Origin of the sequence: Pseudomonas sp. SORGH_AS_0211, assembly GCF_031453455.1 — a bacterium.
GTDB lineage: Bacteria > Pseudomonadota > Gammaproteobacteria > Pseudomonadales > Pseudomonadaceae > Chryseomonas > Chryseomonas aestiva.
Window position 1 is genome coordinate 2,164,713 of record NZ_JAVIZV010000001.1, and the last position, 22,832, is coordinate 2,187,544.

The window sequence follows — 22,832 nt, forward strand, 5'->3', positions numbered from 1 at the left end:
CCCAGCCCTTCAGCCCCGGTGCGGGACCGCCTCCAGCGTCTCGCCCTGGAAGAAGGCCGGCGCCCGCCAGCGGGCGAACAGCATCAGCGCCAGACCCAGCCCCAGGATCACCACAGCGATGATGAACACCAGCCCGATGCCGCCGAGGTGGGAGCCGCTGCCGAAGTCCGGCGAGAGACTGGCGATGGCGGTCTGCCAGAAGATCACCGAAAGGATGATGGCGCCGAGCAGCGGGCAGAGGCCGCGCAGGAGCGCGTGGCGCAGGCTGGCGAACAGGCTGCGGCGGAAATACCAGACGCAGGCGTAGGCGGTCAGCGAGTAGTAGAAGCAGATCATCATGCCCAGGGCGGTGATGGTGTCCGCCAGGACGTTGTCGCTGAGGATGCGCATGACCACATAGAAGCCGCCGGTGGCGATGCCGGCGGCAACGGTGGCATAGCGCGGCGTGCGCGATCTTGGGCAGATGTGGGCGAAGCGCCGCGACACCGCGCCGTAGTACCCCATCGCCAGCAACGTACGGGCCGGCGAGATGAAGGTCGACTGCAGCGAGGCGGCGGTGCTGGCCAGCACCGCGATGGACATCAGGATCGCCAGCGGCCCCATCACCGGTCCGGCCAAGTGGGCGAAGACGTTTTCCTGGATCTCCGGATTGCCCAGGCCCAGGCCGGCGTCGCTGATGCCGGCGAATTGCAGGGTCGCCGCGGCGGTGAAGAGGTATAGCAGCAGGATCAGCAGCACCGTGACCGTGGCCGCCCGCCCTGGCACCTTCTGGCTGCCCACCGACTCTTCGCTCACCGTCAGGCAGACATCCCAACCCCAGAAGATGAAGATCGACAGCGACAGGCCCGCGGCGAAGGCGGAAAAGGATTCGACGTTGAAGGGGTTGAACCACTCCGGATGGAAGACCACCGGCGCCGCCTGCGGCGCGGCGCTGAAGGCCGCCAGGGAAAAGCCGATCAGCACCAGCAGCTGCAGGGCTACCAGGCCGTACTGGACGCTCATGGTCATGCCGATGCCGCGGCAGCTGATCCAGACCGCGATGGCGATGAACAGGCAGCAGGTGACGACGTTCACCAGCAGGTGCTGCGACAGCGCGGCCAGCTCCGCCCGGCCGCTGAGCTGGGCGAGGAACAGGTAGAAGAAGTCCACCGCCACGCCGGCGAGGTTGGAAAGGACGATGGTGGTGGCCGTCACCAGCCCCCAGCCACCGATCCAGCCGATCATGGGACCAAAGGCGCGGGTGGACCAGGTAAAGGAGGTGCCGCTGTCCGGATCGACCGCGTTCAGCTCGCGATACCCCAGGGCCACCAGCAGCATCGGCAGGAAACCGACGATGAAGACGGCGGGCAGATAGACGCCCACCTCGCGCACGGTGGGACCCAGGGCGCCCGTCAGGGTGTAGACGGGGGCGATGGTGGAAATGCCCAGCACCACGCAGGCGAGCAGCCCGAGGGAGCCGGCAGCCAGGCCCTTGGCGGACGGATCGGCCAGGGCTTCCGGCCCGGCGGCATTCGAGCCGCCTGCCGGCGTGCCCTTGCGCTGTTCAGTCATAGGTCGCTGCCCTGCTGTTGGAATTGTTATTCAGAGTCCGGCGGATGCCGCAAGGTGCCTAACGCGCGGCGGCATGGCGCTGGCAGGCGTCGCGAAAGGCGTCCAACAGCGCCAGGGATTCGGGACTCTCGCGGAAATTCCACTCGGGATGCCATTGCACGCCGACGACGAAACCGGGAGCGTCGGCCAGGGATACTCCTTCCACCAGGCCATCCGGCGCCTGGGCCTCGATGCGCAGCCCGGGCGCCAGGCGATCAATGCCCTGGCTGTGCAGCGAATTCACCTGGAAGCTGGCCGGCAGGCCGAGGCGCTCGAATACCCCGCCCGGCGGCACCGTGACCGGATGGGTGGGCGCGTACTGCGCGGCCAGCCGCTCGCTCTGGGGCTCGCGGTGGTCGTCATGTCCCGGCAGTTCCTGCACCCGCTGGTGCAGGCTGCCGCCGAGGGCCACGTTGAGTTCCTGGAAGCCGCGGCAGATGCAGAACACCGGGATGCCGCGGTCGATGGCCAGGCGCAGCAGCGGCAGGGTGTAGGCGTCGCGCGCGGCATCGTGCTGGGTGCCGACGAGACTCGCCGGTCCCTGGTAGTGATGGGGCTCGACGTTGGAGGGCGAGCCGGTGAACAGCAGGCCATCCAGGTGCTCCAGCAGCGCCTGCGGATCGCTCGGCACGCTGCGCGCCGGCAGCACCACCGGCAGGCCGGCATGACCCGCCGCCTCGACGTACTTGTCGCCGACGGTATGGGAATCGTATTTGCCGAGCGTCTGCCGGCACGCCGTCACGCCGATCAGGGGCATAGGGGACATGGCTTATCTCCAGGGAGCCCGCCGGTACACGGCGGGCGGACAGGGTCAGATACCGAGGCGATCGCGCAGCTGGTAGTAGGTCGCGCCCAGTGCGGTGAAGGGCACGCGCAGGAGCTGCCCGCCCGGGAAGGGATAGTGCGGCAGGCCGGCGAAGGCATCGAAACGCTCGGCCTGGCCGCGCAGGGCCTCGGCCAGCACCTTGCCCGCCAGGTGGGTATAGGTGACGCCGTGGCCGCTGCAACCCTGGGAGTAGTAGATGTTGTCGCCGAGGCGGCCCACCTGCGGCAGGCGCGACAGCGTCAGCAGGAAGTTGCCGGTCCAGGTGAAGTCGATCTTCACGTCCTTGAGCTGCGGGAAGGTCTGCAGCATCTTCGGTCGGATGATCGCCTCGATGTCCGCCGGATCACGCGCGCCATAGACCACGCCACCGCCGTAGATCAACCGGCGATCGGCGCTGAGGCGGAAGTAGTCGAGCAGGTAGTTGCAGTCCTCCACGCAATAGTCCTGGGGCAGCAGGCTGCGCGCCATGTCCTCGGACAGCGGCTCGGTGGTGAGCACCTGGGTGCCGCAGGGCATGGACTTGGCGGCCAGCTCCGGCACCAGCCCGCCCAGGTAGGCGTTGCCGGCCACCACCACGAAGCGCGCCTTCACCTGGCCATTGGCGGTATGCACCACCGGATTGGCGCCGCGGTCGATACGCACGGCCGCGCTCTGTTCATAGAGTTTGCCGCCCAGGGACGCCACCGCGGCGGCTTCGCCCAGGGCCAGGTTGAGCGGATGGATGTGGCCGCCACTCATGTCCAGCAGCCCGCCCAGATAGCGATTGGTACCGACCACCTCACCGATGCCGCGCTCGTCGAGCAACTGCAGCTGGGTATGGCCATAACGCTCCCAGAGCTTCTGCTGGGCTTCCAGGTGACCGAGCTGCTTGCCGGTCAGGGCGGCGAAGACGCCGCCGTCCTTGAGATCGCACTGGATGTCGTAGCGCGCGATACGCTCGCGAATGATCCGTCCGCCTTCGAAGGCCATCTCCCCCAGCAGTTGCGCCTGCTTGGCGGGCAACTGCCGCTCGATGGCATCGATGTCGCGGCTGTAGCTGTTGACGATCTGCCCGCCGTTGCGCCCGGAGGCGCCGAAGCCGACCCGCGCCGCTTCCAGCACCGTCACGCTGAAGCCGTGCTCCAGCAGAAACAGTGCGGTGGAAAGCCCGGTGTAACCGGCGCCGATGACGCAGACGTCGCTTTCGACACTGCCCTGGAGCGCCGGGTATTCGGTGTGGATGTTGCGCGAAGCCGCGTAGTAACTGCCGACATGTTGTTGCATGGTGAGATTCCTCTGCCTGCGACTCCGGCGCGAACGCCCGAGTCGCCGCGCCTGTTCAGAGCTTGATCCAGGTCGCCTTGAGTTCGGTGTATTTGTCGAAGGCGTGCAGCGACTTGTCGCGTCCGTTGCCGGACTGCTTGAAGCCACCGAAGGGCGCCGTCATGTCGCCGCCATCATACTGGTTGACCCAGACACTGCCTGCACGCAAGGCGCGGGCCACGCGATGGGCGCGGGAGAGATCTCTCGTCCAGACGGCGGCGGCCAGGCCATAGGGAGTATCGTTGGCGATGCGCAAGGCCTCTTCTTCGCCGTCGAAGTCGATCACCGCCAGCACCGGGCCGAAGATCTCTTCGCGGGCGATGCGCATGGCATTGTCCACCCCCTCGAAGATCGTCGGGGTCACGTAGCTGCCGCCGGTTTCGCCCAGGGCACGCTCGCCACCGCTCACCAGTCGTGCACCCTCGGCGCGGCCCGCTTCGATGAAGCCCAGCACGGTGCGCAGATGGCCCTCGTCCACCAGCGCGCCGACGCGGGTATCGGGATTCAAGGCATGGCCGGGCGCCCAAGCCTGCAGCGCCTCCGCCACCAAGGCCAGGAAGCGCTCCTTGATCGAGCGCTCGACCAGCAGCCGCGAGCCGGCGATGCACACCTCGCCCTGGTTGAAGGCGATGGCCGCCGCGGCTGCCTCGGCCGCGGCGGCTAGGTCCGGAGCATCGGCGAAGACGATGTTGGGACTCTTGCCGCCCGCCTCCAGCCAGACGCGCTTCATGTTCGACTCGCCGGCATAGACCAGCAGCTGCTTGGCGATGCGGGTGGAACCGGTAAAGACCAGGGTATCGACGTCCGGGTGCAGCGCCAGCGCCTGGCCGACGGTGTGGCCGTAGCCAGGCAGCACGTTGAACACCCCCGCCGGGATGCCGGCCTCCAGCGCCAGGGCGGCGATGCGGATGGCGGTCAGCGGCGACTTCTCGGACGGCTTGAGGATCACCGAGTTGCCGGTGGCGAGTGCCGGCCCGAGCTTCCAGCAGGCCATCATCAGGGGGAAATTCCAGGGCACGATGGCCGCGACCACCCCGACCGGCTCGCGGGTCACCAGGCCGAGCTGGTCGCGCGGGGTGGGCGCCACCTCGTCATAGACCTTGTCGATGGCCTCGGCGCTCCAGCGCAGGGCATTGGCCGCCGCCGGCACGTCGATGGCGAGCGAGTCGCTGATCGGCTTGCCCATGTCCAGGGTTTCCAGCAGGGCCAGCTCTTCGGCATGGGCCAGCAGCAGCTCGGCGAAGGCGATCAGCACCCGCTTGCGCTGCGCCGGGGCCCGATGGGCCCAGTCGCCTCGCGCGAAACTCGCCCGGGCGACCCGTACGGCCAGCTCGGCATCCTCGGCCATGCAACTGGCCACCCGCGCCAGGTGCCGACCATCCACCGGACTCAGGTCGTCGAAGGTCGCACCGCCCAGGGCATCGCGGTAGGTACCGTCGATGAAGGCACGGGCTTCGACGGTCAATGCCTGGGCGCGCTGCTCCCAGTCCTGTTGCGTCAGCACGGTCATGATCACGCCTCCTAGACGGTATGCAGGTACCAGTTGTATTCGAGATCGGAGATGGTGGTCTCGAATTCTTCCAGCTCGGCTTCCTTGCAGGCGACGAAGATGTCGATGTACTCGGGGCTGATGTACTGGTTCATCACCGCGCTGTCGTCCAGCCGGCGCAGGGCGTCGCGCAGGTTGTTCGGCAGGCTCTGTTCGAGCTGCTCGTAGGAGTTGCCACTGACCGGGGCGCAGGGCTCCAGGCGCTGGGTCATACCGTGGTGAATGCCGGCGAGGATCGAGGCCATCATCAGATAGGGATTGGCGTCGGCCCCGGCGACACGGTGCTCGATGCGGATCGCCTCGCTGCTGCCGGTGGGCACGCGCACCGCCACGGTGCGGTTGTCCAGCCCCCAGCTCGGCGCGTTGGGCACATAGAACTGGGCGCCGAAGCGGCGGTAGGAATTGACGTTCGGACAGAGGAAGGCCATCGACGCCGGCAGGGTTTCCAGGATACCGGCGATGGCATGGCGCAGCGGCCCATGATGCTCGGGATCATCGGTGGCGAAGATGTTCTGCCCGGTCTGCTTGTCCAGCAGCGAGATGTGTACGTGCAGACCGTTACCGGCCTGACCGGGATAGGGCTTGGCCATGAAGGTGGAATCCATCTCATGGTCGTAGGCAATGTTCTTGATCAGCCGCTTGAGCAGCACCGCATGGTCGCAGGCCTTGATGGCGTCCTCGACGTGGTGCAGGTTGACCTCGAATTGCGCCGGCGCGGATTCCTTGACGATGGCATCCGCCGGCAGCCCCTGCTCCTTGGCGCCTTCGAGCATGTCCTGCAGGCAGTCCACGTATTCGTCCAGGTCATCGATCAGATAGACCTGGGTGGAGACCGGTCGCTTGCCGGAGATCGGTGACCGCGGCGGCTGCGGCCGACCGTTCACGTTCTCCTGGTCGATCAGATAGAACTCCAGTTCGAAGGCGGCGCAGATGATCAGGCCCAGGTCGTCGAACTTCTTCACCACCCGCCGCAGCACCTCGCGCGGATCGGCGAAGAACGGCGAGCCGTCCTGCTCGTGCATGGTCATCAGCAGTTGCGCGGTCGGGCGCTTCTGCCAGGGCTCGTAGCTCAGGGTGCCGGGGATGGGAAAGCAGGTGCGGTCGGCATCGCCGATGTGCAGGCCCAGGCCGGTGCTTTCCACCGTGGAGCCGTTGATGTCCAGGGCGAACAGCGAGGCCGGCAGATTGATGCCGCGCTCATAGACCTTGGAGAGACTGGCCCGCTCGACGCGCTTGCCGCGGATGACGCCGTTCATGTCGGTGATCAACAGATCGACGTACTGGATTTCCGGGTGCTCCTTGAGAAAGCCGTTGGCTTCGGTGAGCTGGACGACGCGGGGGGATATCGCATTCATGGGAGGCATCCTTGACGCTGGCCCGCTTCGTTGTGCTTGGTCGTGCGGGTCTTGCAGCGTGGCTGTGGGCGGTGGTTGCTGCAGGCGGCGACCCTCTTTGCCAGGGTCCGCCCTTCCACCTGATTGCCCTCGACGGGCTGGGCCAGTATAAATTGGCATGAGCGCAACCCATATCGGCAAATCGGCAAAGGAAGAATGCACGGATGCAATATCAGATAGGCCATGCCGATCTCAGGCTGATCCTCGCCCTGGTGCGCGGCCGGACCCTGGCCAGAGCGGCCGAGCAGTTGCAGGTGGACGTCTCCACGGTCTTTCGCGCGATCCGCAAGCTCGAAGCCAATCTGCAGGTGGCGCTGTTCGACAAGACCCGCCGCGGCTATACCCCGACCCAGAGCGCCAAGGCCCTCGCCGAACAGGCCGAGCGTGCCGAACAGGCGCTGGAGGCGGCGCGGATCGCCCTCACCCAGGGCGAGAACGTCATCAGCGGCACGGTCCGCCTGACCTGCACCGATGCCGTCCTGCGCAGCCTGCTCCTGCCAGCGCTCGCCGAGCTCATGCCGCGCTATCCCGCGGTCGCCCTGGAAGTCGCCACCTCCAACACCTTCGCCAGCCTGAGCCGGCGGGATGCGGACATCGCTCTGCGCCTGTCCAACGCGCCGCCGGAACACCTGATCGGCCGCCGGCTCGGCCGCAGCTCCTACTTCGTCTGCGGCCACGAGCGCCATCGCGCCGGTTACGGCCAGCTGGCCACCGAGTTGCCCTGGATAGCCCCGGACGATTCCCTCGCCGATCATGTCTCGGTCACCTGGCTGCGCCAGGCCTACCCCAGCCTCACCCCGCGCTATCGCTGCAGCAGCATGTCCTCGGTCGGCAGCCTGGTCGGCGCCGGTCTCGGTATCGCCGCCCTCCCCGACTTCATGATCAGTAGCCTCGACGGCGTCGAACGCCTGGGCCCGGCGCTGCCCGGCTGCGACACCGATATCTGGCTGCTGACCCGCCCCGACAACCTGTCGCTGCGCTCGGTGCAGATTCTCTTCGATGAACTGGCGAATCTGTTGAAAGCCCGGATAGTGGATGTCTGCCAGGCCTGAAGCGACGCGCTCGTTCGTCGCTTTCAAGGTCAACTTGGCGACCAGTTTCGTAGAACCACACTCCACTAAAATAATTGTCGATCAGCGTTTTTAACGAATTTTTCACGCCTTCTTGACGCACTGTTTGAAGATAAGGTCATTAACGCGACAAAGTGCCTGGGAGTGCTCTTCGGACACTTGGAGTCAAGCACGAAAAGCGGCGTTTCCAGGTAGGCCGTCGGCGACCAATTGCCTTAAAAAACAAGCCAGTTAGGCGATATCGAGAGTCATGGTGGTCAACTTCCACGGAGACAACGATGAGCGCCCGCTTCGCCATACCCCAAAATCCCGACCGCGATTGCCTGTTGAATATTCACCGACTGCTTACCTTGAGAATCGATCAATTGCGCAATGTCGACATGGGCAGTTCGGAACTGCAGGAGATCCTCTTCCAGTTCGAAGCCCTGACGGCGGAAACCATACAACTGGTCGAGGAAGTGGCAGTGAGACTGGCGACCGATGCGCATTAGCTCACCACTGCCGCGGTACTGCCCGGCAAGGCGCAGCCCGGCGCCGTGCCGGACAAGGGTCACCGCACCCGCATGGACAGCGTTGCCTGCGTCCTCACCCTGACCAGGGAGACACCCACGCATGACCGGGGTGAGCGCCCACCCGCCGCTGCTGGCCAAAGCGCTCGCCGCCCGCACGATGCCATCCTGGAAAAACTGAACCTCGAGAACGTGCCCCGGCAGCCAACCCTCTCGACCGACACCGGGGTGCGTCGCAGCCGGGCGCGACCGTCGCCGCTGTGCCGCGTACTGGAGAGGCTGGGAACCAAACCCGAATCGATCATGCGCGGTGATCGGCAGGCGGAGAGGCGCCGAGTACCCGTCGAAACCATTGCAACAAGCCAAGGCAAGACCAATGAACAACGTCAATCCCGCAACCCTGCCGACGCAGTTCCTGATGCAGCGTCTGAGTCGTGAACTGGCCGACTGGACCGTTCTGGTGAGCCCCACCTGCCCCGACGGTTCGATCTTCGCGCGCCTGTATTCGCGCTCCGACACCCGGGCCGTGGCCATCCCCTTCGATACGCAGGCGATCAACAACGACAGCTACATCCGCGAGCGGCTGGCGCTGGTCCGTGCATCCCGCACGGACTAGCCGCTCCCCGAGACCTCAGCGGAGGCCGCAGGCGCCAGTGCTGCCCCGCACCACCAGCTCGAAGGGCAACACCACCTCCCGCTGGGTCGGCGCCGCGCCGCTGAGGATCTCCAGCAACAGGGCGACGGCCCGCTGGCCGAAGGCCTCCGCGGGTTGGGCGATGGTCGTCAGCGGAGGATCGCTGTAGGCCGCGAAGGCAATGTCGTCGAAGCCGGCCAGGGACAGGTCCTCGGGCACCCGCAGCCCAGCGCCGCGAAGGGTCTGGAGTGCGCCGATCGCCATCTCGTCACTGCAGCAGAACAGCGCGGTTGGTCGCTCCGGCAGTCCCAGCAGCGCCCGGGCCGCGGCGGCGCCGGCGGCCAGGGTGAAATCGCCCGGGTGCTGCAGATCCGGGTCCAGCGGGATACCGGCCCGGGTGAGCGCCTCGCGGTAACCGGCCAGGCGCTCCAGGGTCAGCGGGCTGTCTTCCGGGCCCTTGATCAGGGCGATGCGCCTGTGACCCAGTGCCAAAAGGTGTTCGGTGAGGCAGCGGGCGGCGGCACGGTTGTCCAGCCGCACCTTGGGCCAGGAGTGCTCGGCAAGCACCTCGCAGGCATTCACCACCGGCGGCGCGTCGGGGTCACCGGCGAAGGGATCGAAGGCGCGCAACTGGATCACCCCATCCGCCTGCCGCGCATAGACCAGCTCGGCGTACTCGCGCTCACGGGCCTCGTCGCCCGCGGTATCGCACAGCAACACCCGATACCCCGCCGCCTGGGCCGCTTGCTGGATCCCGGCGATGACACGGGCGAAGAAGCTGTTGGCGATCAGCGGCACCAGCACCACCAGATTGCTGGTGCGTCGCGAACGGAACTGCACCGCCATCCCATTGGGCCGGTAGTTGGCCGCGGTCACGGCGGCCTGCACCCGCTCGCGGGTCGCCGGCGCCACCACCTCGGGATTCTTCAGGGTGCGCGACACGGTAGCGACCGAAACCCCGGCCAGCTCGGCGACCCTGCGGATATTGGACATGCGGCCTCGGTTGGCGTGGGAAAGGTTGTCACTGTGCGCAAAGCCCTGCGTGCGGGCAAGCCGTACGTCCGCCGGGCGCTTGACTAACGACCGCCACGGGCTCCAAATATCCCCAGATGTAACCGGTTACACTCAACACAACAATAAACCGAGGGTAAGAGGATGCAGGCTCAAACCGGCGGCAAGGTCCGCTACGGCATGATCGGTGGCGGCCAGGGCGCCTTCATCGGCGCGGCCCACCGCCGCGCCGCGGCCCTGGATGGCGCCCTCGAACTGGTCTGCGGCGCCTTCAGCCGTGATCCCGCCAACAACGGCGCGACCGGCCGCGACCTCGGCCTGGCGCCCCGGCGGGTCTATGCCTCCTGGCAGGACCTGTTGGCCGAAGAGGCCCGGCTGCCCGCCGAGCAGCGGGTCGAGTTGCTGGTGATCGTCACACCCAATGACCTCCATGTACCCATCGCCCAGGCGGCCCTGACCGCCGGCTTCCACGTCTTCTCGGAAAAACCCGCCGGTATCTCGCTGGCCCAGGTACAGAGCCTGGCGGACACGCTGGCCACCCTGCCCCAGCCCCTGCGCTATGCCCTGGCCCACAGCTACCTCGGCTATCCCCTGGTATGGGAGGCCCGCGAGCGGGTCGCCCGGGGTGAGCTGGGGGCACTGCGCAAGATCCATGTGGAATACCTCCAGGGCTGGCTCGCCATGGATCTGGCCGCCACCGGCAATCGGCAGGCGGCCTGGCGCGACGATCCGGCCGCCTCCGGCCCGGGCGGTTGCCTGGGCGACATCGGCACCCATGCCTTCAGCCTGGCCGAATTCATCGGCGGCCAGCCCATCACCCGCCTCAGCGCCCACCTGCGCAGCCACCTGCCCGGTCGGCGGCTGGACGACGATGTCATGGTGCTGTTCGAGACCGCCGCGGGCGCCAGCGGCAGCCTATTGGCCAGCCAGGTCTGCATTGGCGAGGAAAATGGCCTGCGCATCCGCCTCTACGGAGAACGCGGCAGTCTGGAATGGCGGCAGCAGGAGCCCAACAGCCTGCTGCAGCGCAGCCTCGACCAACCGCCACAGGACCTGCGCGCCGGCCTCGGCCTGCCCTGGCTGAGTGCCGGCACCCAGCAGCGCCTGCGCCTGCCCGCCGGGCACCCAGAGGGCTATCTCGAAGCCCTGGCCAATCTCTATCGCCAGTTGGCCGCGGCCATTCGCGATCCTGCCGATCCCGCGCCGGGCCAGCCCGGCATCCGCACGGGCTGGCGCGGCCTGGCCTTTATCGAAACCGCCCTGGCCAGCCATCGGCACCAGGGCGCCTGGACCCCCCTACCGACCCCAGGAGCCTGAACATGGCCGCCAACGCTCGTCCCGGCCTCAAGGGCCCGGCGATCTTTCTCGCCCAGTTTCTCGACGACAAACCGCCCTTCGACACCCTACCCAATCTGGCGCGCTGGGCGGCGGACCTCGGCTACCGCGGCATCCAGCTACCGACGCTGGGCCCCCAGTGCCCGAATCTGGAACGCGCCGCCGCCAGCCAGGACTACTGCGACGAACTGCTCGGGCAGTGCGCCGACGCCGGAGTGGCCATCAGCGAACTCTCGACCCATCTGCAAGGCCAGCTGGTGGCCGTGCATCCGGCCTTCAGCGAGGCCTTCGACGCCTTTGCCCCGCCGGCACTGCGCGGCCGCCCGGAAGAGCGCCAGGCCTGGGCGGTCAAGCAGCTCAAGCTGGCCGCCAAGGCCAGTCGCCGACTCGGCCTCAAGGCGGTGGCGAGCTTTTCCGGCGCCCTGCTCTGGCCCTATGTCTATCCCTGGCCGCAGCGTCCGGCGGGCCTGGTGGACGATGGCTTCGCCGAGCTGGCCCGTCGCTGGCGCCCCATCCTCGACGTCTATGGCGAAGAAGGCATCGACCTCTGCTTCGAATTGCATCCGGGCGAAGACCTGCACGACGGCGCCACCTTCGAGCGCTTCCTGGCGGCGGTGGACGACCATCCCCGGGCGCGGATCCTCTATGACCCCAGCCATTTCGTCCTGCAGCAGCTGGACTACCTGGGCTTCATCGACCGCTATCACGCGCGCATCGGCATGTTCCACGTCAAGGACGCGGAATTCCGTCCCGATGCGCGCAGCGGCGTCTATGGCGGCTACCAGGACTGGGCCGAGCGGCCGGGGCGCTTCCGCTCACTGGGCGACGGGCAGGTCGATTTCGGCGCCATCTTCAGCAAGCTCACCCAGTACGGCTTCGACGGCTGGGCGGTGCTGGAATGGGAATGCTGCCTCAAGGACGCGGCCCAGGGCGCGGCCGAAGGGGCGCCCTTCATCCAGCGTCACCTGATCCAGCCGGCCACCCGCGCCTTCGACGACTTCGCCGGCAGCGACGCCGACCCGGCGCGCAATCGGCGGATGCTCGGCCTGGAGTAAGGACCCCGCTCGTTTTTTCGTCACATAACCCACAACAAGGAATCGACGATGAACGCACTTTCGCTACGCCTGAGCACCCTGATGTTCCTGCAGTTCTTTATCTGGGGCAGCTGGTTCGTCACCCTGGCGACCTTTCTCGGCAACACCCTGGGCGCCAATGGTGGCCAGATCGGCCAGGCCTTCGCCACCCAGTCCTGGGGCGCGATCCTGGCGCCCTTCGTGGTCGGCCTGATCGCCGATCGCTACTTCAACGCCGAGCGCATCCTCGGCCTGTTGCACCTGGCCGGCGCGGTGCTGCTCTACCAGCTCTATGCGGCGGCCGATTTCACCACCTTCTATCCGCTGGTGCTGGCCTACATGCTCTGCTACATGCCGACCCTGGCGCTGGCCAATTCCGTGGCCTTCCGCCATCTGGCCGATCCGGCCCGGCAGTTCGCCCGGATCCGCGTCTGGGGCACCCTGGGCTGGATCGCCGCCGGGCTGGCGATCAGCTTCGTCTTCGCCTGGGACAGCCGCAGCGGCATCGCCGCCGGCGCCCTGCGCAACACCTTCCTGCTCGGCGCCGCGGCCTCCCTCCTCCTCGGTCTCTACAGCTTCAGCCTGCCGCGCACCGCGCCGCTGCCGGCCACCCGCGGCGGCCTGGGCGCGATGCTTGGCCTGGACGCCCTGCGCCTGCTCAAGGACCGCAGCTTCGCGGTGTTCTTCGCCGCCTCGGTGCTGATCTGCATTCCGCTGGCCTTCTACTACCAGAACGCCAACCTCTTTCTCGCCGAACTGGGTGTCGCCAACCCCACCGGCATGATGACCCTCGGCCAGGTGTCCGAGGTGGGCTTCATGCTGCTCCTGCCGCTGTTCATCCGCCGCTTCGGCCTCAAGCGCACCCTGCTGGTGGGGATGCTGGCCTGGGCGGTGCGCTATGGCTGCTTCGCCCTGGGCGCCCAGGGTGACGCCCTCGCCTACCTGCTGCTGGGCATCGCCCTGCATGGCGTCTGCTACGACTTCTTCTTCGTCTCCGGGCAGATCTATACCGACGCCAAGGCCGGCGAGGCGAACAAGAGTGCGGCCCAGGGCCTGATCACCCTGGCCACCTACGGCGTGGGCATGCTGGTCGGCTTCCGGGTGGCCGGGATGGTCTCGGATCACTATGCCAGCACCGCCGGCCATGACTGGCAGGGCATCTGGCTGTTCCCGGCGGTGTTCTCCCTGGGCGTGCTGCTGGCCTTTCTGGTCACCTTCCGCGACGCCCGTCCGGCACGCGCCGCGGCGGCTGCGCCCGTGCGCTAGGGCGTCTCGCTCGGTGGCCCGGCCTGAACAGCGGCGGGCCACCCAAAGCGCCTTTCCCCATGCACTTCAGAGGGGCCCATGGACCAGGCGCTGCGCCTACTGGTCAGCCCCATCCGTCGCTATCCCGCGCCTGTCTCCCCGCCAAGCCGCGCCGTGCTGAACGCCTGGTCCGTCCGTCACCCATCGCCTGCCCTGCGCCATGAGGTTTTCATCAACCAGGCCGCAATCTGGCAAGACCAATTCGAAAAAATCCAATTGGTCTTGCCAGATATCCGAACGGGGGTGTAGCTTTCCCTGCCATGGATCTCACATAGGGCACACCCCTAGAACAACAACAAGAGAGAGCACCATGCTGGATACCCCATCGCCCCGCGGCGAAGGTGGCGGCCCCGTACCGGCCGCGCCCGCGCCCTGCCTGACGCTCGAAAACATTTCCAAGCGCTTTCCCGGCGTCGTGGCCCTCGACGACGTCAGCCTCAGCCTCTACCCGGGTGAAGTCCACGCCATCTGCGGCGAGAACGGCGCCGGCAAGTCCACCCTGATGAAGATCGTCAGCGGCCAGCAGCCGCCCGACGAGGGACGGATTCACTACCTCGGCGAGGAGCGGCACTTCAAGTCCGTGTCGGAAGCCGAGCATGTGGGCATCGCCATCATTCACCAGGAACTCAATCTGGTGCCCCACCTCACGGTGGCGGAAAACATCTTCCTGGCCCGCGAGCCGGTGCGCTTCGGCCTGATCGACAGGCGCAAGATGCAGGCGGACACCGAAGCCTGCCTGGCCCGCCTGGGCGTGGCCATCAGTCCCCGCGCCCCGGTGGCCAAGCTGTCGGTGGCCCAGCAGCAGATGGTGGAGATCGCCAAGGCGCTGTCGCTGGACGCCCGGGTGCTCATCCTCGACGAACCGACCTCCTCGCTGACCGAAAGCGAGACCCAGGCGCTGTTCAAGGTCATCCAGGACCTCAAGGCGCGCGGCGTCGGCATGCTCTACATTTCCCACCGGCTGGACGAGATGCGCCACATCGTCGACCGGGTGACCATCCTGCGCGACGGTCGCTACGTCTCCACCCAGCGCTTTGCCGACACCAGTGTCGACGCCATCGTGGCGGGCATGGTCGGGCGCTCCCTCGATGAGAAATTCCCGCCGCGCACCTCGGTGCCCACCAGCGAGGTGCTGCTGCGGGCGCAGGGCCTGACCCGCAAGGGGGTCTTCCAGGACATCAGCTTCGAATTGCGCCGCGGCGAGATCCTCGGCTTCGCCGGCCTCATGGGCGCCGGGCGCACCGAGATCGCCCGGGCGATCTTTGGCGCCGATCGGCTGGATGCCGGCCAGGTGGAGATCAACGGCCGCGCGGTCACCCTCCGCAGTCCGCGCGACGGGATCGACCAGGGCATTGCCTACCTGTCCGAAGACCGCAAGAAGGACGGCCTGGCGGTCAAGATGACGCTGGCGCACAACCTGACCCTGGCCAATCTGGATGCCCTCTGCGGGCCGCTGGGCTTCATCCGTTTCGGCGAGGAGGCGCGGGTCGCCCAGGACTACGTGCGGCGGCTGGACATCCGCACGCCCTCGATCGACAAGGTCACCCGCTACCTCTCGGGCGGCAACCAGCAAAAGATCATCATCGGCAAATGGCTGTTCCGCGACGCCCGGATCATGTTCTTCGACGAGCCCACCCGGGGTATCGACGTCGGCGCCAAGTACGCCATCTACGAAATGATGGACCAGCTGGCGGCCCAGGGCATCGGCGTCGTCCTGATCAGTTCTGAGCTGCCGGAATTGCTGGGCATGAGCGATCGGATCCTGGTCTTTCACGAAGGTCGCCTGACCGGTGACGTCGAGACCCGGGCCACGTCCCAGGACCAGATCATGCACTACGCCTCCGGCTGCACGTCGCACTGACGGCAGCTCGCCCACGCGTGTCGAGCGAGACAGAGAAATGACCGAAAAACAAAAAGAATTTCTGCAGAAGTTTGGCGCCCTGGTCAGCCTCCTGGCCCTGATCGCGGTGTTTTCCTCCATGAGCAGTGCCTTCCTCACCATGGGCAACGGCATGAGTGTGGCCTTGCAGGTCACCTCCATCGCCTTTCTCGGCCTCGGTGCGACGGCGGTGATCATCACCGGCGGCATCGACCTCTCGGTGGGGTCGGTGCTGGCCCTGGCCGGCGTGGCCAACGCCATGGCGGTCAAGGCCGGCGCGTCCATCGAGGTGGGCATCCTGGTCGGCCTGATCGTCGGCGGGATCTGCGGCGCGATCAATGGCCTGTTCGTGACCCTGGTCAAGCTGCCGCCCTTCATCGCCACCCTGGGCATGATGCTGGTGGCCCGCGGCCTGGCGCTGCGGCTGACCGACGCCCAGCCCGTCTCCGGACTTGGTGCCGCGTTCGGGGTGCTCGGCAACGGCACCCTGGGCCGCATCGAGCGCATCGGCGACGACGGCTTTCCCAACGTGATCTTTCCGGGCATCCCCTACCCGGTGATCATCATGATCGTCCTGGCCATCGCCCTGTGGCTGGTGCTCAGCCGCACCCGCCTGGGCCGCCACATCTATGCCGTGGGCTCGAACGCCGAAGCGGCGCGGCTCTCCGGGGTCAAGGTGCGCGCGGTCACTCTCTTCACCTATGTGCTGTCCGGCGTGCTGGCCGGCCTGACCGGCGCGGTGCTGATGTCGCGCCTGGTCACCGCCCAGCCGAACGAAGGGGTGATGTACGAACTGGACGCCATCGCCAGCGCGGTGATCGGCGGCACCTCCCTCTCCGGTGGCATCGGCAGCGTGTCGGGCACCCTGATCGGCGCCTTCACCATCGGCGTGCTGCGCAACGGCCTCAACATGCTCGGCGTCTCCAGTTTCACCCAGCAGATCATCATCGGCCTGGTGATCCTGCTGACCGTCTGTATCGACCAGCTCCGCAACCGCAAGAAGTGAACCCTCGATAACAACAACAAGGAACGACCGATGAAAAACTTCAAGAAAGTGGTCCTGGGTGTCGCCCTCTCCGCCGCGACCTCCCTGGCGCTGGCCGGTAACGGCGAGATCGCCGTCATCGTCAAGAGTGCCAACTCCAACTACTGGCAGAACGTGCAGAAGGGCGTGCAGGAAACCGCCAAGCAGCACACCAGCTACAAGGTCACCTTCCAGGGACCGGCCTCGGAATCGGCGATCGCCGACGAGGTGAACATGGTGGTCAATGCCGTCAACCGCGGCGTCTCGGGCATCGTGCTGGCGCCGTCCGACCCGGACGCCCTGGTCCCGGCCATCAAGCAGGCCTGGGAAGCCCATATCCCGGTGGTGCTGATCGACTCCTCGGTGGCGGAAAGCGGCGCGCCCTACTACCAGTCCTTTCTCTCCACCGACAACAACAAGGCCGGCGAGCTGTCCGCCCAGCGCATGATCGAGAAGGTCGGCAAGACCGGCAAGATCGCCATCATGTCCTATGTGCCCGGCACCGGCTCGGAAGTGGGCCGGGTCGGCGGCTTCCGCAAATACCTGGAGCAGCATTCGCAGCTGACCGTGGTGGGCCCCTTCTATTCCCAGTCGCAGATGGCCAACGCCCTCAACCAGACCACCGACGTCCTGGCCTCCAACCCCGACCTCAAGGGCATCTACGGCGCCAACGAACCCACCGCGGTCGGCATGGCGCGGGCCATCGCCCAGTCCGGCAAGGCCGGCAAGCTGCAGGCCATCGGCTTCGACGGCAACGAGGACCTGCAGGGCTTCGTGCGCGACGGCACCCTGGACGCCATCGTGGTGCAGAGCTCCTATCGCATGGGCCTGGAATCGGTCGCCACGGTGATCAAGGTCATCGAGAAGCAGAAGGTGCCCAAGTTCATCGACACCGGCGTCCTGCTCATCGACAAGGCCAACCTGGACAGCCCTGACGCGCGCAACGTGCTCTATTGAGCGGAGGCCTGGCGATGAATCTCTCCGAACGGCGTCCCCTGGCGAAAAGCCCGCTGGCCCTGCCGGTGCTCGGCCTCGGCTGCTCCCAGCTGGGCGGACTGTACCGGGACATGCCACTGCCGCAGGCCGTCGACACCCTGGCCGGCGCCTGGCGGCAGGGCATCCGCTATTTCGATACGGCGCCCTTCTATGGCTATGGCCGCTCGGAGCATCGCCTCGGGGCCTTTCTCGACGAATTGCCGCGGGATGAAGTCGTGCTCAGCAGCAAGGTGGGCCGGCTGCTCGCGCCCAACGGCAGCGAGCGCGCCAACGATGACGGCTGGGCCCGGCCGCTGCCCTTCAAGCCGGTCTATGACTACAGCTACGACGCCATCCTGAGGTCCCACGAAGACAGCCTGCAGCGACTGGGGCTGGCGCGGATCGACATCCTCTATGTGCACGACATCGGCCGCCGCACCCACGGCGAGCGGCATGACCGGCACTGGCAGGCGCTGACCCGCGGCGGCGGTTTCCGCGCGCTGGAAGAGTTGCGCAGCGGTGGCCAGGTCCAGGCCATCGGCCTGGGCGTCAACGAATGGGAAGTCGTGGTCGACAGCCTCGACGAGTGCCCGCTGGACTGCACCCTGCTGGCCGGTCGCTACACCCTGCTGGAGCAGGAGAGCCTGAGTCCCCTGCTCGATCGCTGCCTGGCCCGGGGCCACGTCATCGTCGCCGGCGGGGTCTTCAACTCCGGGATCCTCGCCGGTGGCCAGCACTTCGACTATGGCGCCGCGCCGCCAGCGGTGGTGACCAAGGTGCGGGCCCTGCAGGAGGTCTGCCGCGACTTCGCGATCCCGCTGGCCGCCGCGGCCCTGCAATTTCCCCTGGCGCATCCGGCGGTCGCCTCGGCGGTCATCGGCGCGCGCAGCGCCGAGCAGGTGGCCAGCAACGTGGCCTGGCTGCAGACGCCCATTCCAGCGGACTTCTGGAGCACCCTGAAACAGCGCGGCCTGCTGGACGCCGACGCCCCCGTGGCAGGCGCCCCGGCATGAAGCCGCACAGCCCTTGCCACCCAGCTCCCGGGCGCCGGACGCTGGCTGTCCCGCCCGGCGAGCGTCTCGCCCCGAATCCAATGTGCATCCCGAGCGATGCGGAGTCTCCCTATGCTGACCGTCATCTGTGAAAAACCCGGCCTGCTGGTCTCGCGCGATACCCCCAAGCCCGCCCGTGGCGCAGGCGAAACCCTGATCCGTATCCGCCGGGTCGGCGTCTGCGGGACCGACCTGCACATCTACGAAGGCAACCAGCCCTATCTGGAATACCCGCGGGTGATGGGCCACGAGATTTCCGGCGTCGTCGAGGAAACCGACGACAGCGGGCGCCTGCAGGCGGGGGATATCGTCTACGTGGTGCCCTACCTCTCCTGTGGCCAGTGCATCGCCTGCCGCCAGGGCAAGACCAACTGCTGTACCAAGATCGCGGTCCTGGGTGTGCATCGTGACGGCGCCCTGACCGAGTACCTCAGCCTGCCCGACCGCTTCGTCTTCAAGGCCGAGGGCCTCACCCTCGACCAGGCGGCGATGGTGGAATTTCTCGCCATCGGCGCCCATGCCGTGCGCCGTTCGGGGCTGGGCCAGGCACAGCGCGTGCTGGTGGTGGGCGCCGGTCCGATCGGCATGGCGGCGGCGATTTTCGCCGGCATCGCCGGGGCCCAGGTCACCGTCCTCGACACCCGCACCGATCGCCTGGAATTCTGCCGCCAGCACCTGCAGGTCACGGCCACGGTCACCGTCGGTGACGGCGACAAGGACGAACTGGCGCGGCTGACCGAGGGCGACTTCTTCGACGTGGTGTTCGACGCCACCGGCAACGGCCGGGCCATCGAGCGCGGTTTCGAATTCGTCGCCCATGCCGGCAGCTATGTGCTGATCTCGGTGGTCAAGGATCACATTCGCTTCGCCGATCCCGAATTCCACAAGCGCGAGACCACCCTGCTGGGCAGTCGCAACGCCACCGCCGAGGATTTCCAGCACGTCGAGCGCTGCCTGCGCGAGGGGCTGATCCCGGACCAGGCGCTCAATACCCATCGCCTGCACCTGGCCGAGCTGCCCACCCGCTTCGCGGAGCTGCTGGACCCGGCCCGCGGCGTCGTCAAGGCCATCGTCGAAATCTGAACGGTCTGATCGGCCAGCACCTGGCCGAGGAGCGAGAACATGACACGCTACTGTCTGCTGCTGGACCTGCGGGACGATCCCGCGCTCATCGCCGAATACGAACGCCAGCACGCGGCGGTCTGGCCCGAGGTCATCGCCCATCTGCGCGAAGCCGGCGTCGCCAACATGACCATCTGGCGCCTCGGCTGTCGGCTGACCATGCTGCTCGAAGCCGGGCCGGACTTCTCCTTTGCCCGCCTGCACGAGCTGGAACAGCGCAATCCCAGGATCCAGGAATGGGAAACCCTGATGGCGCGCTATCAGCTGTCCTCACCCGAGGCGGGATCGGAGAAGTGGCAGCTGGCGACTCCGCTGTTCGAGCTGGCCGCCCTGCCCTAGGTCGCTGGCGCCACTCCGGGTAGCCCATGAGATACTGAAGCCCTTGAAGATGCAGGTTTCACCGATGACGCTACCCACCGCCACCACCGAAAGAAAGCTCTACCAGAAGATCGCGGATCGCCTGCGCCAGCATATCCGCGAGGGCGCCATCGAAGCCGGCACCCGCCTGCCGCCGGAGCGCGACCTGGCGCAGTCGCTGGGCGTCTCCCGGCCGTCGCTGCGCGAAGCCCTGATCGCGCTGGAAATCGAAGGCAGCATCGAGGTCCGCCAGGGCTCCGGCATCTATGTGAACGCCGCGCTGCTGCACAACGGCGCCCGGACCTCCACCCTCGGCGAGAGTCCTTCGGAGCTGATGCACGCCCGGGCCATGATCGAGGGCGCGACCATCGTGCTGGCCTGTTCCCTGGGCGGCAAGGCCGATTACCGCTACCTGGCGAAGTGCATCCAGAACATGAGCGACAAGATCGCCCAGGGGCTGTCCCCCATGGAGGAGGATCGCAAGTTCCACTGCCGCCTGGCCCGGATGAGCGGCAACTCCACGCTGGTGCGCATCATCACCTCGCTGTTCGACGAGCGCCACGGCCCCCTCTCCACCCACGTCGCCGAGCAGACGGAAAGCCGGAAGACCTGGGGCGTCGCCGTGGCCGAGCACGAAGCCATCCTGCGCGCCGTGGAAGCCCGCGACCTGATCGGTGCCCAGACCGCCATGCGCCACCACCTGCTCTGTTCGGAAGCGCGCTGGCTCGAGGGCTTCGCCTCCAGCGAGGATTGAGGGCGCTGCGTCCGAGGGCCTGGCCGAATACCTGCCGAACCGCCAGGCTCGACGGCTACTTGGGAGCACTACGCTCGACAGCGCCTTTGCCGCTAGACTGCAGCCTCCCTTCGCAGACCAGAGCCGCTCGATGCTGCCATCCGACAAGACTCGGCTACCGACACCCACCGCCCTGGAAAGTCGGATCAAGGCACGCTACGAACAGATGTCGGTCGTGGAGCAGAAGCTGTCCGACGTGATCCTGGCCGCTCCTGGCCAACTCGCCATGCAGACCGCCACCGAGCTGGCCACCCGAGCCGGCGTCTCCAAGGCCACCGCCACACGCTTCTTCCGTACGCTCGGCTATGGCTCCTACGAGGAAGCCCGGCGCCAGGCCCGCGCGCTGCGTGGAGGGGGCTCACCGCTCTATCTGCAGGACCGCGGCGCCGCCGAGCACTCGGTCGATGACCTCCTGCAGCATCATCTGGAGCAGGAACTGGCCAATGTCCGGCAGACCTATCAGTCGCTGAATCAGGACGAACTCTTCGCCGCCGTGCACGCCATCGTCGGTGCCCGGCGGGTGGTCATCATCGGCTTTCGGCATAGCCAGACCATCGCCCACATGGTTCGCAGCCACCTGATCCAGGTTCGCGACGACATCCTGCTGCTACCCTCGCCCGGCGACAGCCTGGCCGAATATCTCGCTGGCCTGGGGCCGGACGATGTGGCCATCTGCATCGGGCTGCGGCGGCGGATGCCGCAACTCGAGAAGACCATGGCCGTGATGGGTCAGCTGGGGGTCCGCATGCTCTATCTGGCCGATGTCCTGGCCGGCAGCCCCGCTCAGCTGGCGACCTGGGTGATCCGCTGCCACACCGAAAGCACCCTGATGTTCGACAGCAACAGCAGCGTCTCGGCCATCACCAACCTGCTCTGCTCCCTGGTCGGCAAGGAACTGACAGGCCGCAAGACCTCCCATCTGGAGACCACCGAGCGTCTGCACCAGCAACTGGAAGAGCTGGACAACCCCCGCTGACGCACCATTTCAATTCGTCATGCACCGGATAAAGGCAGCGGATCAGATCCGTGCCGGAACCTAAGAAACAGATGTTTCAAGTAAAATTGTCTAGAAACATTAGTTTCTTCAAGGGGTTACGGCGCTCGCTACGGCAGGTGCCCTAGCTGGCATGCTTTCTGCGATGAAGCCTGGGTCACCCCTCCGACCAAGGCGCTCCCATGACCTCTCTTGCTTATCGCTGTGCCGTGACGCTTTCCGCCCTGGCCTTTGGGCTCGGCCTGCTGGGCGCTGCCAGCGCCGACACCCTCGATGACGTGAAAGCCAGGGGCAAGCTGGTGGTGGCCATAGATCCCACCTTCGCACCCTACGAGTACACGGATGCCAGCGGCACCATCGTCGGCTATACACCGGAAATCATGCAGCGGGTGGCCGCCAGACTGGGCGTCACGCTCGAGTACCAGAAGATGGCCTTCAGCGGCATCATCCCGGCGTTGATCGCCGGCTCCGTCGACGCCGAAGGCTCCTCGCTCAACGTCACCGCCGAGCGCGCCGCCAAGGTGTTCTTCACCGTCCCCTTCGGCAAGAGCGTCAACGCGGTCCTGGTGCGAGCCGACGAGACCCGGGTGACGGCCACCCCGCTGACCGTCGAAGCCCTCTCCGGCCTGACCGCTGCGGTCAAGGCCACCACCGCGTCGGAACAGCTGCTCAGGCAGTTCAATGCCCAACTGAAGGCCCGGCAGCGCCCTCCGATCAAGATCATCAGTGTCGACAGCGTCGACCAGACCCTGGCCGCGCTCATGACCCGCCGCGCCGATTTCGTCTTCGATGATCTCACCGTGCTGGGCGGGCTGACCAAGCAGCTGCCCGGCAAGGTCAAGCAGGTCGGCGAACTGGGCGACAGCCAGTGGATCAGCTGGGCCACCCGCAAGGACGACGCGCGCCTGAACAAGGTGATCAGCGACGAAATCATTGCCCTTGCGCAATCCGGCGAACTGAAAACGCTGCAACAGCGCTATCTCGGGGTCAGCTTCGACCTGCCCACCGCCGACTTCATCCCCCGCCAGTGAGTCTTCC

The 22,832-nt window shown here is 66.9% G+C and carries 21 protein-coding genes; 15 read left to right on the plus strand and 6 right to left on the minus strand.

Features of this window, described 5'->3' with window-relative positions; all coding sequences use genetic code 11:
- Positions 1-9: 9 nt before the first annotated feature.
- From QE393_RS10110 to QE393_RS10130, 5 genes are read right to left on the minus strand one after another with little or no spacing between them, the layout of a single operon-like run.
- Complete coding sequence (locus QE393_RS10110) at positions 10-1,551, minus strand: APC family permease (RefSeq protein ID WP_310043268.1); 1,542 nt, start codon at positions 1,549-1,551, stop codon at positions 10-12.
- Positions 1,552-1,609: 58 nt separating this feature from the next.
- Positions 1,610-2,356, minus strand: coding sequence for a gamma-glutamyl-gamma-aminobutyrate hydrolase family protein (locus QE393_RS10115; protein WP_310043270.1), 747 nt, complete (start codon positions 2,354-2,356; stop codon positions 1,610-1,612).
- Between the two features lie 45 nt (positions 2,357-2,401).
- Positions 2,402-3,679, minus strand: a complete 1,278-nt coding sequence (locus QE393_RS10120; RefSeq protein WP_273806188.1) for an FAD-binding oxidoreductase — start codon at positions 3,677-3,679, stop codon at positions 2,402-2,404.
- A 55-nt stretch (positions 3,680-3,734) separates the two neighbouring features.
- Positions 3,735-5,228 carry an aldehyde dehydrogenase gene (locus QE393_RS10125; protein ID WP_310043272.1) on the minus strand — a complete coding sequence of 498 codons (1,494 nt, stop codon included), beginning with the start codon at positions 5,226-5,228 and terminating at the stop codon, positions 3,735-3,737.
- Between the two features lie 11 nt (positions 5,229-5,239).
- A complete protein-coding gene (locus tag QE393_RS10130) occupies positions 5,240-6,622 on the minus strand; it encodes a glutamine synthetase family protein (protein ID WP_273806186.1) in 1,383 nt (460 codons plus the stop codon).
- Between the two features lie 203 nt (positions 6,623-6,825).
- Here QE393_RS10130 and QE393_RS10135 point away from each other — a divergent pair, with 203 nt between their 5' ends.
- From QE393_RS10135 to QE393_RS10145, 3 genes are all read left to right on the plus strand, one after another.
- Positions 6,826-7,713, plus strand: a complete 888-nt coding sequence (locus tag QE393_RS10135) for a LysR family transcriptional regulator (RefSeq protein ID WP_310043275.1) — start codon at positions 6,826-6,828, stop codon at positions 7,711-7,713.
- 296 nt (positions 7,714-8,009) lie between these two features.
- Positions 8,010-8,222: a hypothetical protein gene (locus QE393_RS10140; protein WP_273806184.1), complete on the plus strand. Its 213-nt coding sequence runs from the start codon at positions 8,010-8,012 to the stop codon at positions 8,220-8,222.
- Between the two features lie 394 nt (positions 8,223-8,616).
- The gene (locus QE393_RS10145; RefSeq protein WP_273806183.1) at positions 8,617-8,856 is read left to right on the plus strand and encodes a hypothetical protein; all 240 of its coding nucleotides are present in this window, start codon (positions 8,617-8,619) and stop codon (positions 8,854-8,856) included.
- 15 nt (positions 8,857-8,871) lie between these two features.
- Here QE393_RS10145 and QE393_RS10150 read toward each other — a convergent pair whose 3' ends face one another.
- Positions 8,872-9,867 (minus strand): LacI family DNA-binding transcriptional regulator, encoded by a 996-nt coding sequence (locus QE393_RS10150; protein WP_310043278.1) that lies wholly within the window; start codon positions 9,865-9,867, stop codon positions 8,872-8,874.
- A 162-nt stretch (positions 9,868-10,029) separates the two neighbouring features.
- On the opposite strand from QE393_RS10150, the gene QE393_RS10155 reads away from it, so the two are divergent.
- The 12 genes from QE393_RS10155 to QE393_RS10210 all read left to right on the plus strand — a co-directional run bounded on the left by QE393_RS10155 (position 10,030) and on the right by QE393_RS10210 (position 22,825).
- Positions 10,030-11,202, plus strand: a complete 1,173-nt coding sequence (locus tag QE393_RS10155; protein ID WP_310043279.1) for a Gfo/Idh/MocA family oxidoreductase — start codon at positions 10,030-10,032, stop codon at positions 11,200-11,202.
- A 2-nt stretch (positions 11,203-11,204) separates the two neighbouring features.
- Positions 11,205-12,275 carry a sugar phosphate isomerase/epimerase family protein gene (locus QE393_RS10160; protein ID WP_310043280.1) on the plus strand — a complete coding sequence of 357 codons (1,071 nt, stop codon included), beginning with the start codon at positions 11,205-11,207 and terminating at the stop codon, positions 12,273-12,275.
- A gap of 48 nt (positions 12,276-12,323) precedes the next feature.
- Positions 12,324-13,559 (plus strand): MFS transporter, encoded by a 1,236-nt coding sequence (locus QE393_RS10165; protein WP_310043281.1) that lies wholly within the window; start codon positions 12,324-12,326, stop codon positions 13,557-13,559.
- Positions 13,560-13,908: 349 nt separating this feature from the next.
- A complete protein-coding gene (locus QE393_RS10170) occupies positions 13,909-15,459 on the plus strand; it encodes a sugar ABC transporter ATP-binding protein (RefSeq protein ID WP_273806177.1) in 1,551 nt (516 codons plus the stop codon).
- A 37-nt stretch (positions 15,460-15,496) separates the two neighbouring features.
- Positions 15,497-16,483 (plus strand): ABC transporter permease, encoded by a 987-nt coding sequence (locus QE393_RS10175; RefSeq protein ID WP_273806176.1) that lies wholly within the window; start codon positions 15,497-15,499, stop codon positions 16,481-16,483.
- Between the two features lie 30 nt (positions 16,484-16,513).
- Positions 16,514-17,458, plus strand: a complete 945-nt coding sequence (locus tag QE393_RS10180) for an ABC transporter substrate-binding protein (protein ID WP_273806175.1) — start codon at positions 16,514-16,516, stop codon at positions 17,456-17,458.
- A gap of 14 nt (positions 17,459-17,472) precedes the next feature.
- On the plus strand, positions 17,473-18,489 hold the full coding sequence (locus QE393_RS10185) for an aldo/keto reductase (RefSeq protein ID WP_273806174.1): 1,017 nt from the start codon (positions 17,473-17,475) through the stop codon (positions 18,487-18,489).
- A 111-nt stretch (positions 18,490-18,600) separates the two neighbouring features.
- Complete coding sequence (locus tag QE393_RS10190; protein ID WP_273806173.1) at positions 18,601-19,611, plus strand: zinc-binding alcohol dehydrogenase family protein; 1,011 nt, start codon at positions 18,601-18,603, stop codon at positions 19,609-19,611.
- A gap of 39 nt (positions 19,612-19,650) precedes the next feature.
- On the plus strand, positions 19,651-19,989 hold the full coding sequence (locus QE393_RS10195) for an L-rhamnose mutarotase (protein ID WP_310043283.1): 339 nt from the start codon (positions 19,651-19,653) through the stop codon (positions 19,987-19,989).
- A gap of 64 nt (positions 19,990-20,053) precedes the next feature.
- Positions 20,054-20,761: a FadR/GntR family transcriptional regulator gene (locus QE393_RS10200; RefSeq protein ID WP_273806171.1), complete on the plus strand. Its 708-nt coding sequence runs from the start codon at positions 20,054-20,056 to the stop codon at positions 20,759-20,761.
- 130 nt (positions 20,762-20,891) lie between these two features.
- Positions 20,892-21,776, plus strand: a complete 885-nt coding sequence (locus QE393_RS10205) for a MurR/RpiR family transcriptional regulator (protein ID WP_273806169.1) — start codon at positions 20,892-20,894, stop codon at positions 21,774-21,776.
- Between the two features lie 200 nt (positions 21,777-21,976).
- Complete coding sequence (locus QE393_RS10210; protein WP_310043286.1) at positions 21,977-22,825, plus strand: transporter substrate-binding domain-containing protein; 849 nt, start codon at positions 21,977-21,979, stop codon at positions 22,823-22,825.
- Positions 22,826-22,832: the final 7 nt, after the last annotated feature.

Coding starts and splice junctions, on each gene's coding strand:
- QE393_RS10165 (WP_310043281.1), top strand. CDS start 12,324: ATGAACGCACTTTCGCTACGCCTGAGCACCCTGATGTTCCTGCAGTTC.
- QE393_RS10205 (WP_273806169.1), top strand. CDS start 20,892: ATGCTGCCATCCGACAAGACTCGGCTACCGACACCCACCGCCCTGGAA.
- QE393_RS10160 (WP_310043280.1), top strand. CDS start 11,205: ATGGCCGCCAACGCTCGTCCCGGCCTCAAGGGCCCGGCGATCTTTCTC.
- QE393_RS10195 (WP_310043283.1), top strand. CDS start 19,651: ATGACACGCTACTGTCTGCTGCTGGACCTGCGGGACGATCCCGCGCTC.
- QE393_RS10200 (WP_273806171.1), top strand. CDS start 20,054: ATGACGCTACCCACCGCCACCACCGAAAGAAAGCTCTACCAGAAGATC.
- QE393_RS10180 (WP_273806175.1), top strand. CDS start 16,514: ATGAAAAACTTCAAGAAAGTGGTCCTGGGTGTCGCCCTCTCCGCCGCG.
- QE393_RS10130 (WP_273806186.1), bottom strand. CDS start 6,622: ATGAATGCGATATCCCCCCGCGTCGTCCAGCTCACCGAAGCCAACGGC.
- QE393_RS10110 (WP_310043268.1), bottom strand. CDS start 1,551: ATGACTGAACAGCGCAAGGGCACGCCGGCAGGCGGCTCGAATGCCGCC.
- QE393_RS10175 (WP_273806176.1), top strand. CDS start 15,497: ATGACCGAAAAACAAAAAGAATTTCTGCAGAAGTTTGGCGCCCTGGTC.
- QE393_RS10125 (WP_310043272.1), bottom strand. CDS start 5,228: ATGACCGTGCTGACGCAACAGGACTGGGAGCAGCGCGCCCAGGCATTG.
- QE393_RS10135 (WP_310043275.1), top strand. CDS start 6,826: ATGCAATATCAGATAGGCCATGCCGATCTCAGGCTGATCCTCGCCCTG.
- QE393_RS10210 (WP_310043286.1), top strand. CDS start 21,977: ATGACCTCTCTTGCTTATCGCTGTGCCGTGACGCTTTCCGCCCTGGCC.
- QE393_RS10140 (WP_273806184.1), top strand. CDS start 8,010: ATGAGCGCCCGCTTCGCCATACCCCAAAATCCCGACCGCGATTGCCTG.
- QE393_RS10120 (WP_273806188.1), bottom strand. CDS start 3,679: ATGCAACAACATGTCGGCAGTTACTACGCGGCTTCGCGCAACATCCAC.
- QE393_RS10190 (WP_273806173.1), top strand. CDS start 18,601: ATGCTGACCGTCATCTGTGAAAAACCCGGCCTGCTGGTCTCGCGCGAT.
- QE393_RS10115 (WP_310043270.1), bottom strand. CDS start 2,356: ATGTCCCCTATGCCCCTGATCGGCGTGACGGCGTGCCGGCAGACGCTC.
- QE393_RS10150 (WP_310043278.1), bottom strand. CDS start 9,867: ATGTCCAATATCCGCAGGGTCGCCGAGCTGGCCGGGGTTTCGGTCGCT.
- QE393_RS10145 (WP_273806183.1), top strand. CDS start 8,617: ATGAACAACGTCAATCCCGCAACCCTGCCGACGCAGTTCCTGATGCAG.
- QE393_RS10185 (WP_273806174.1), top strand. CDS start 17,473: ATGAATCTCTCCGAACGGCGTCCCCTGGCGAAAAGCCCGCTGGCCCTG.
- QE393_RS10170 (WP_273806177.1), top strand. CDS start 13,909: ATGCTGGATACCCCATCGCCCCGCGGCGAAGGTGGCGGCCCCGTACCG.
- QE393_RS10155 (WP_310043279.1), top strand. CDS start 10,030: ATGCAGGCTCAAACCGGCGGCAAGGTCCGCTACGGCATGATCGGTGGC.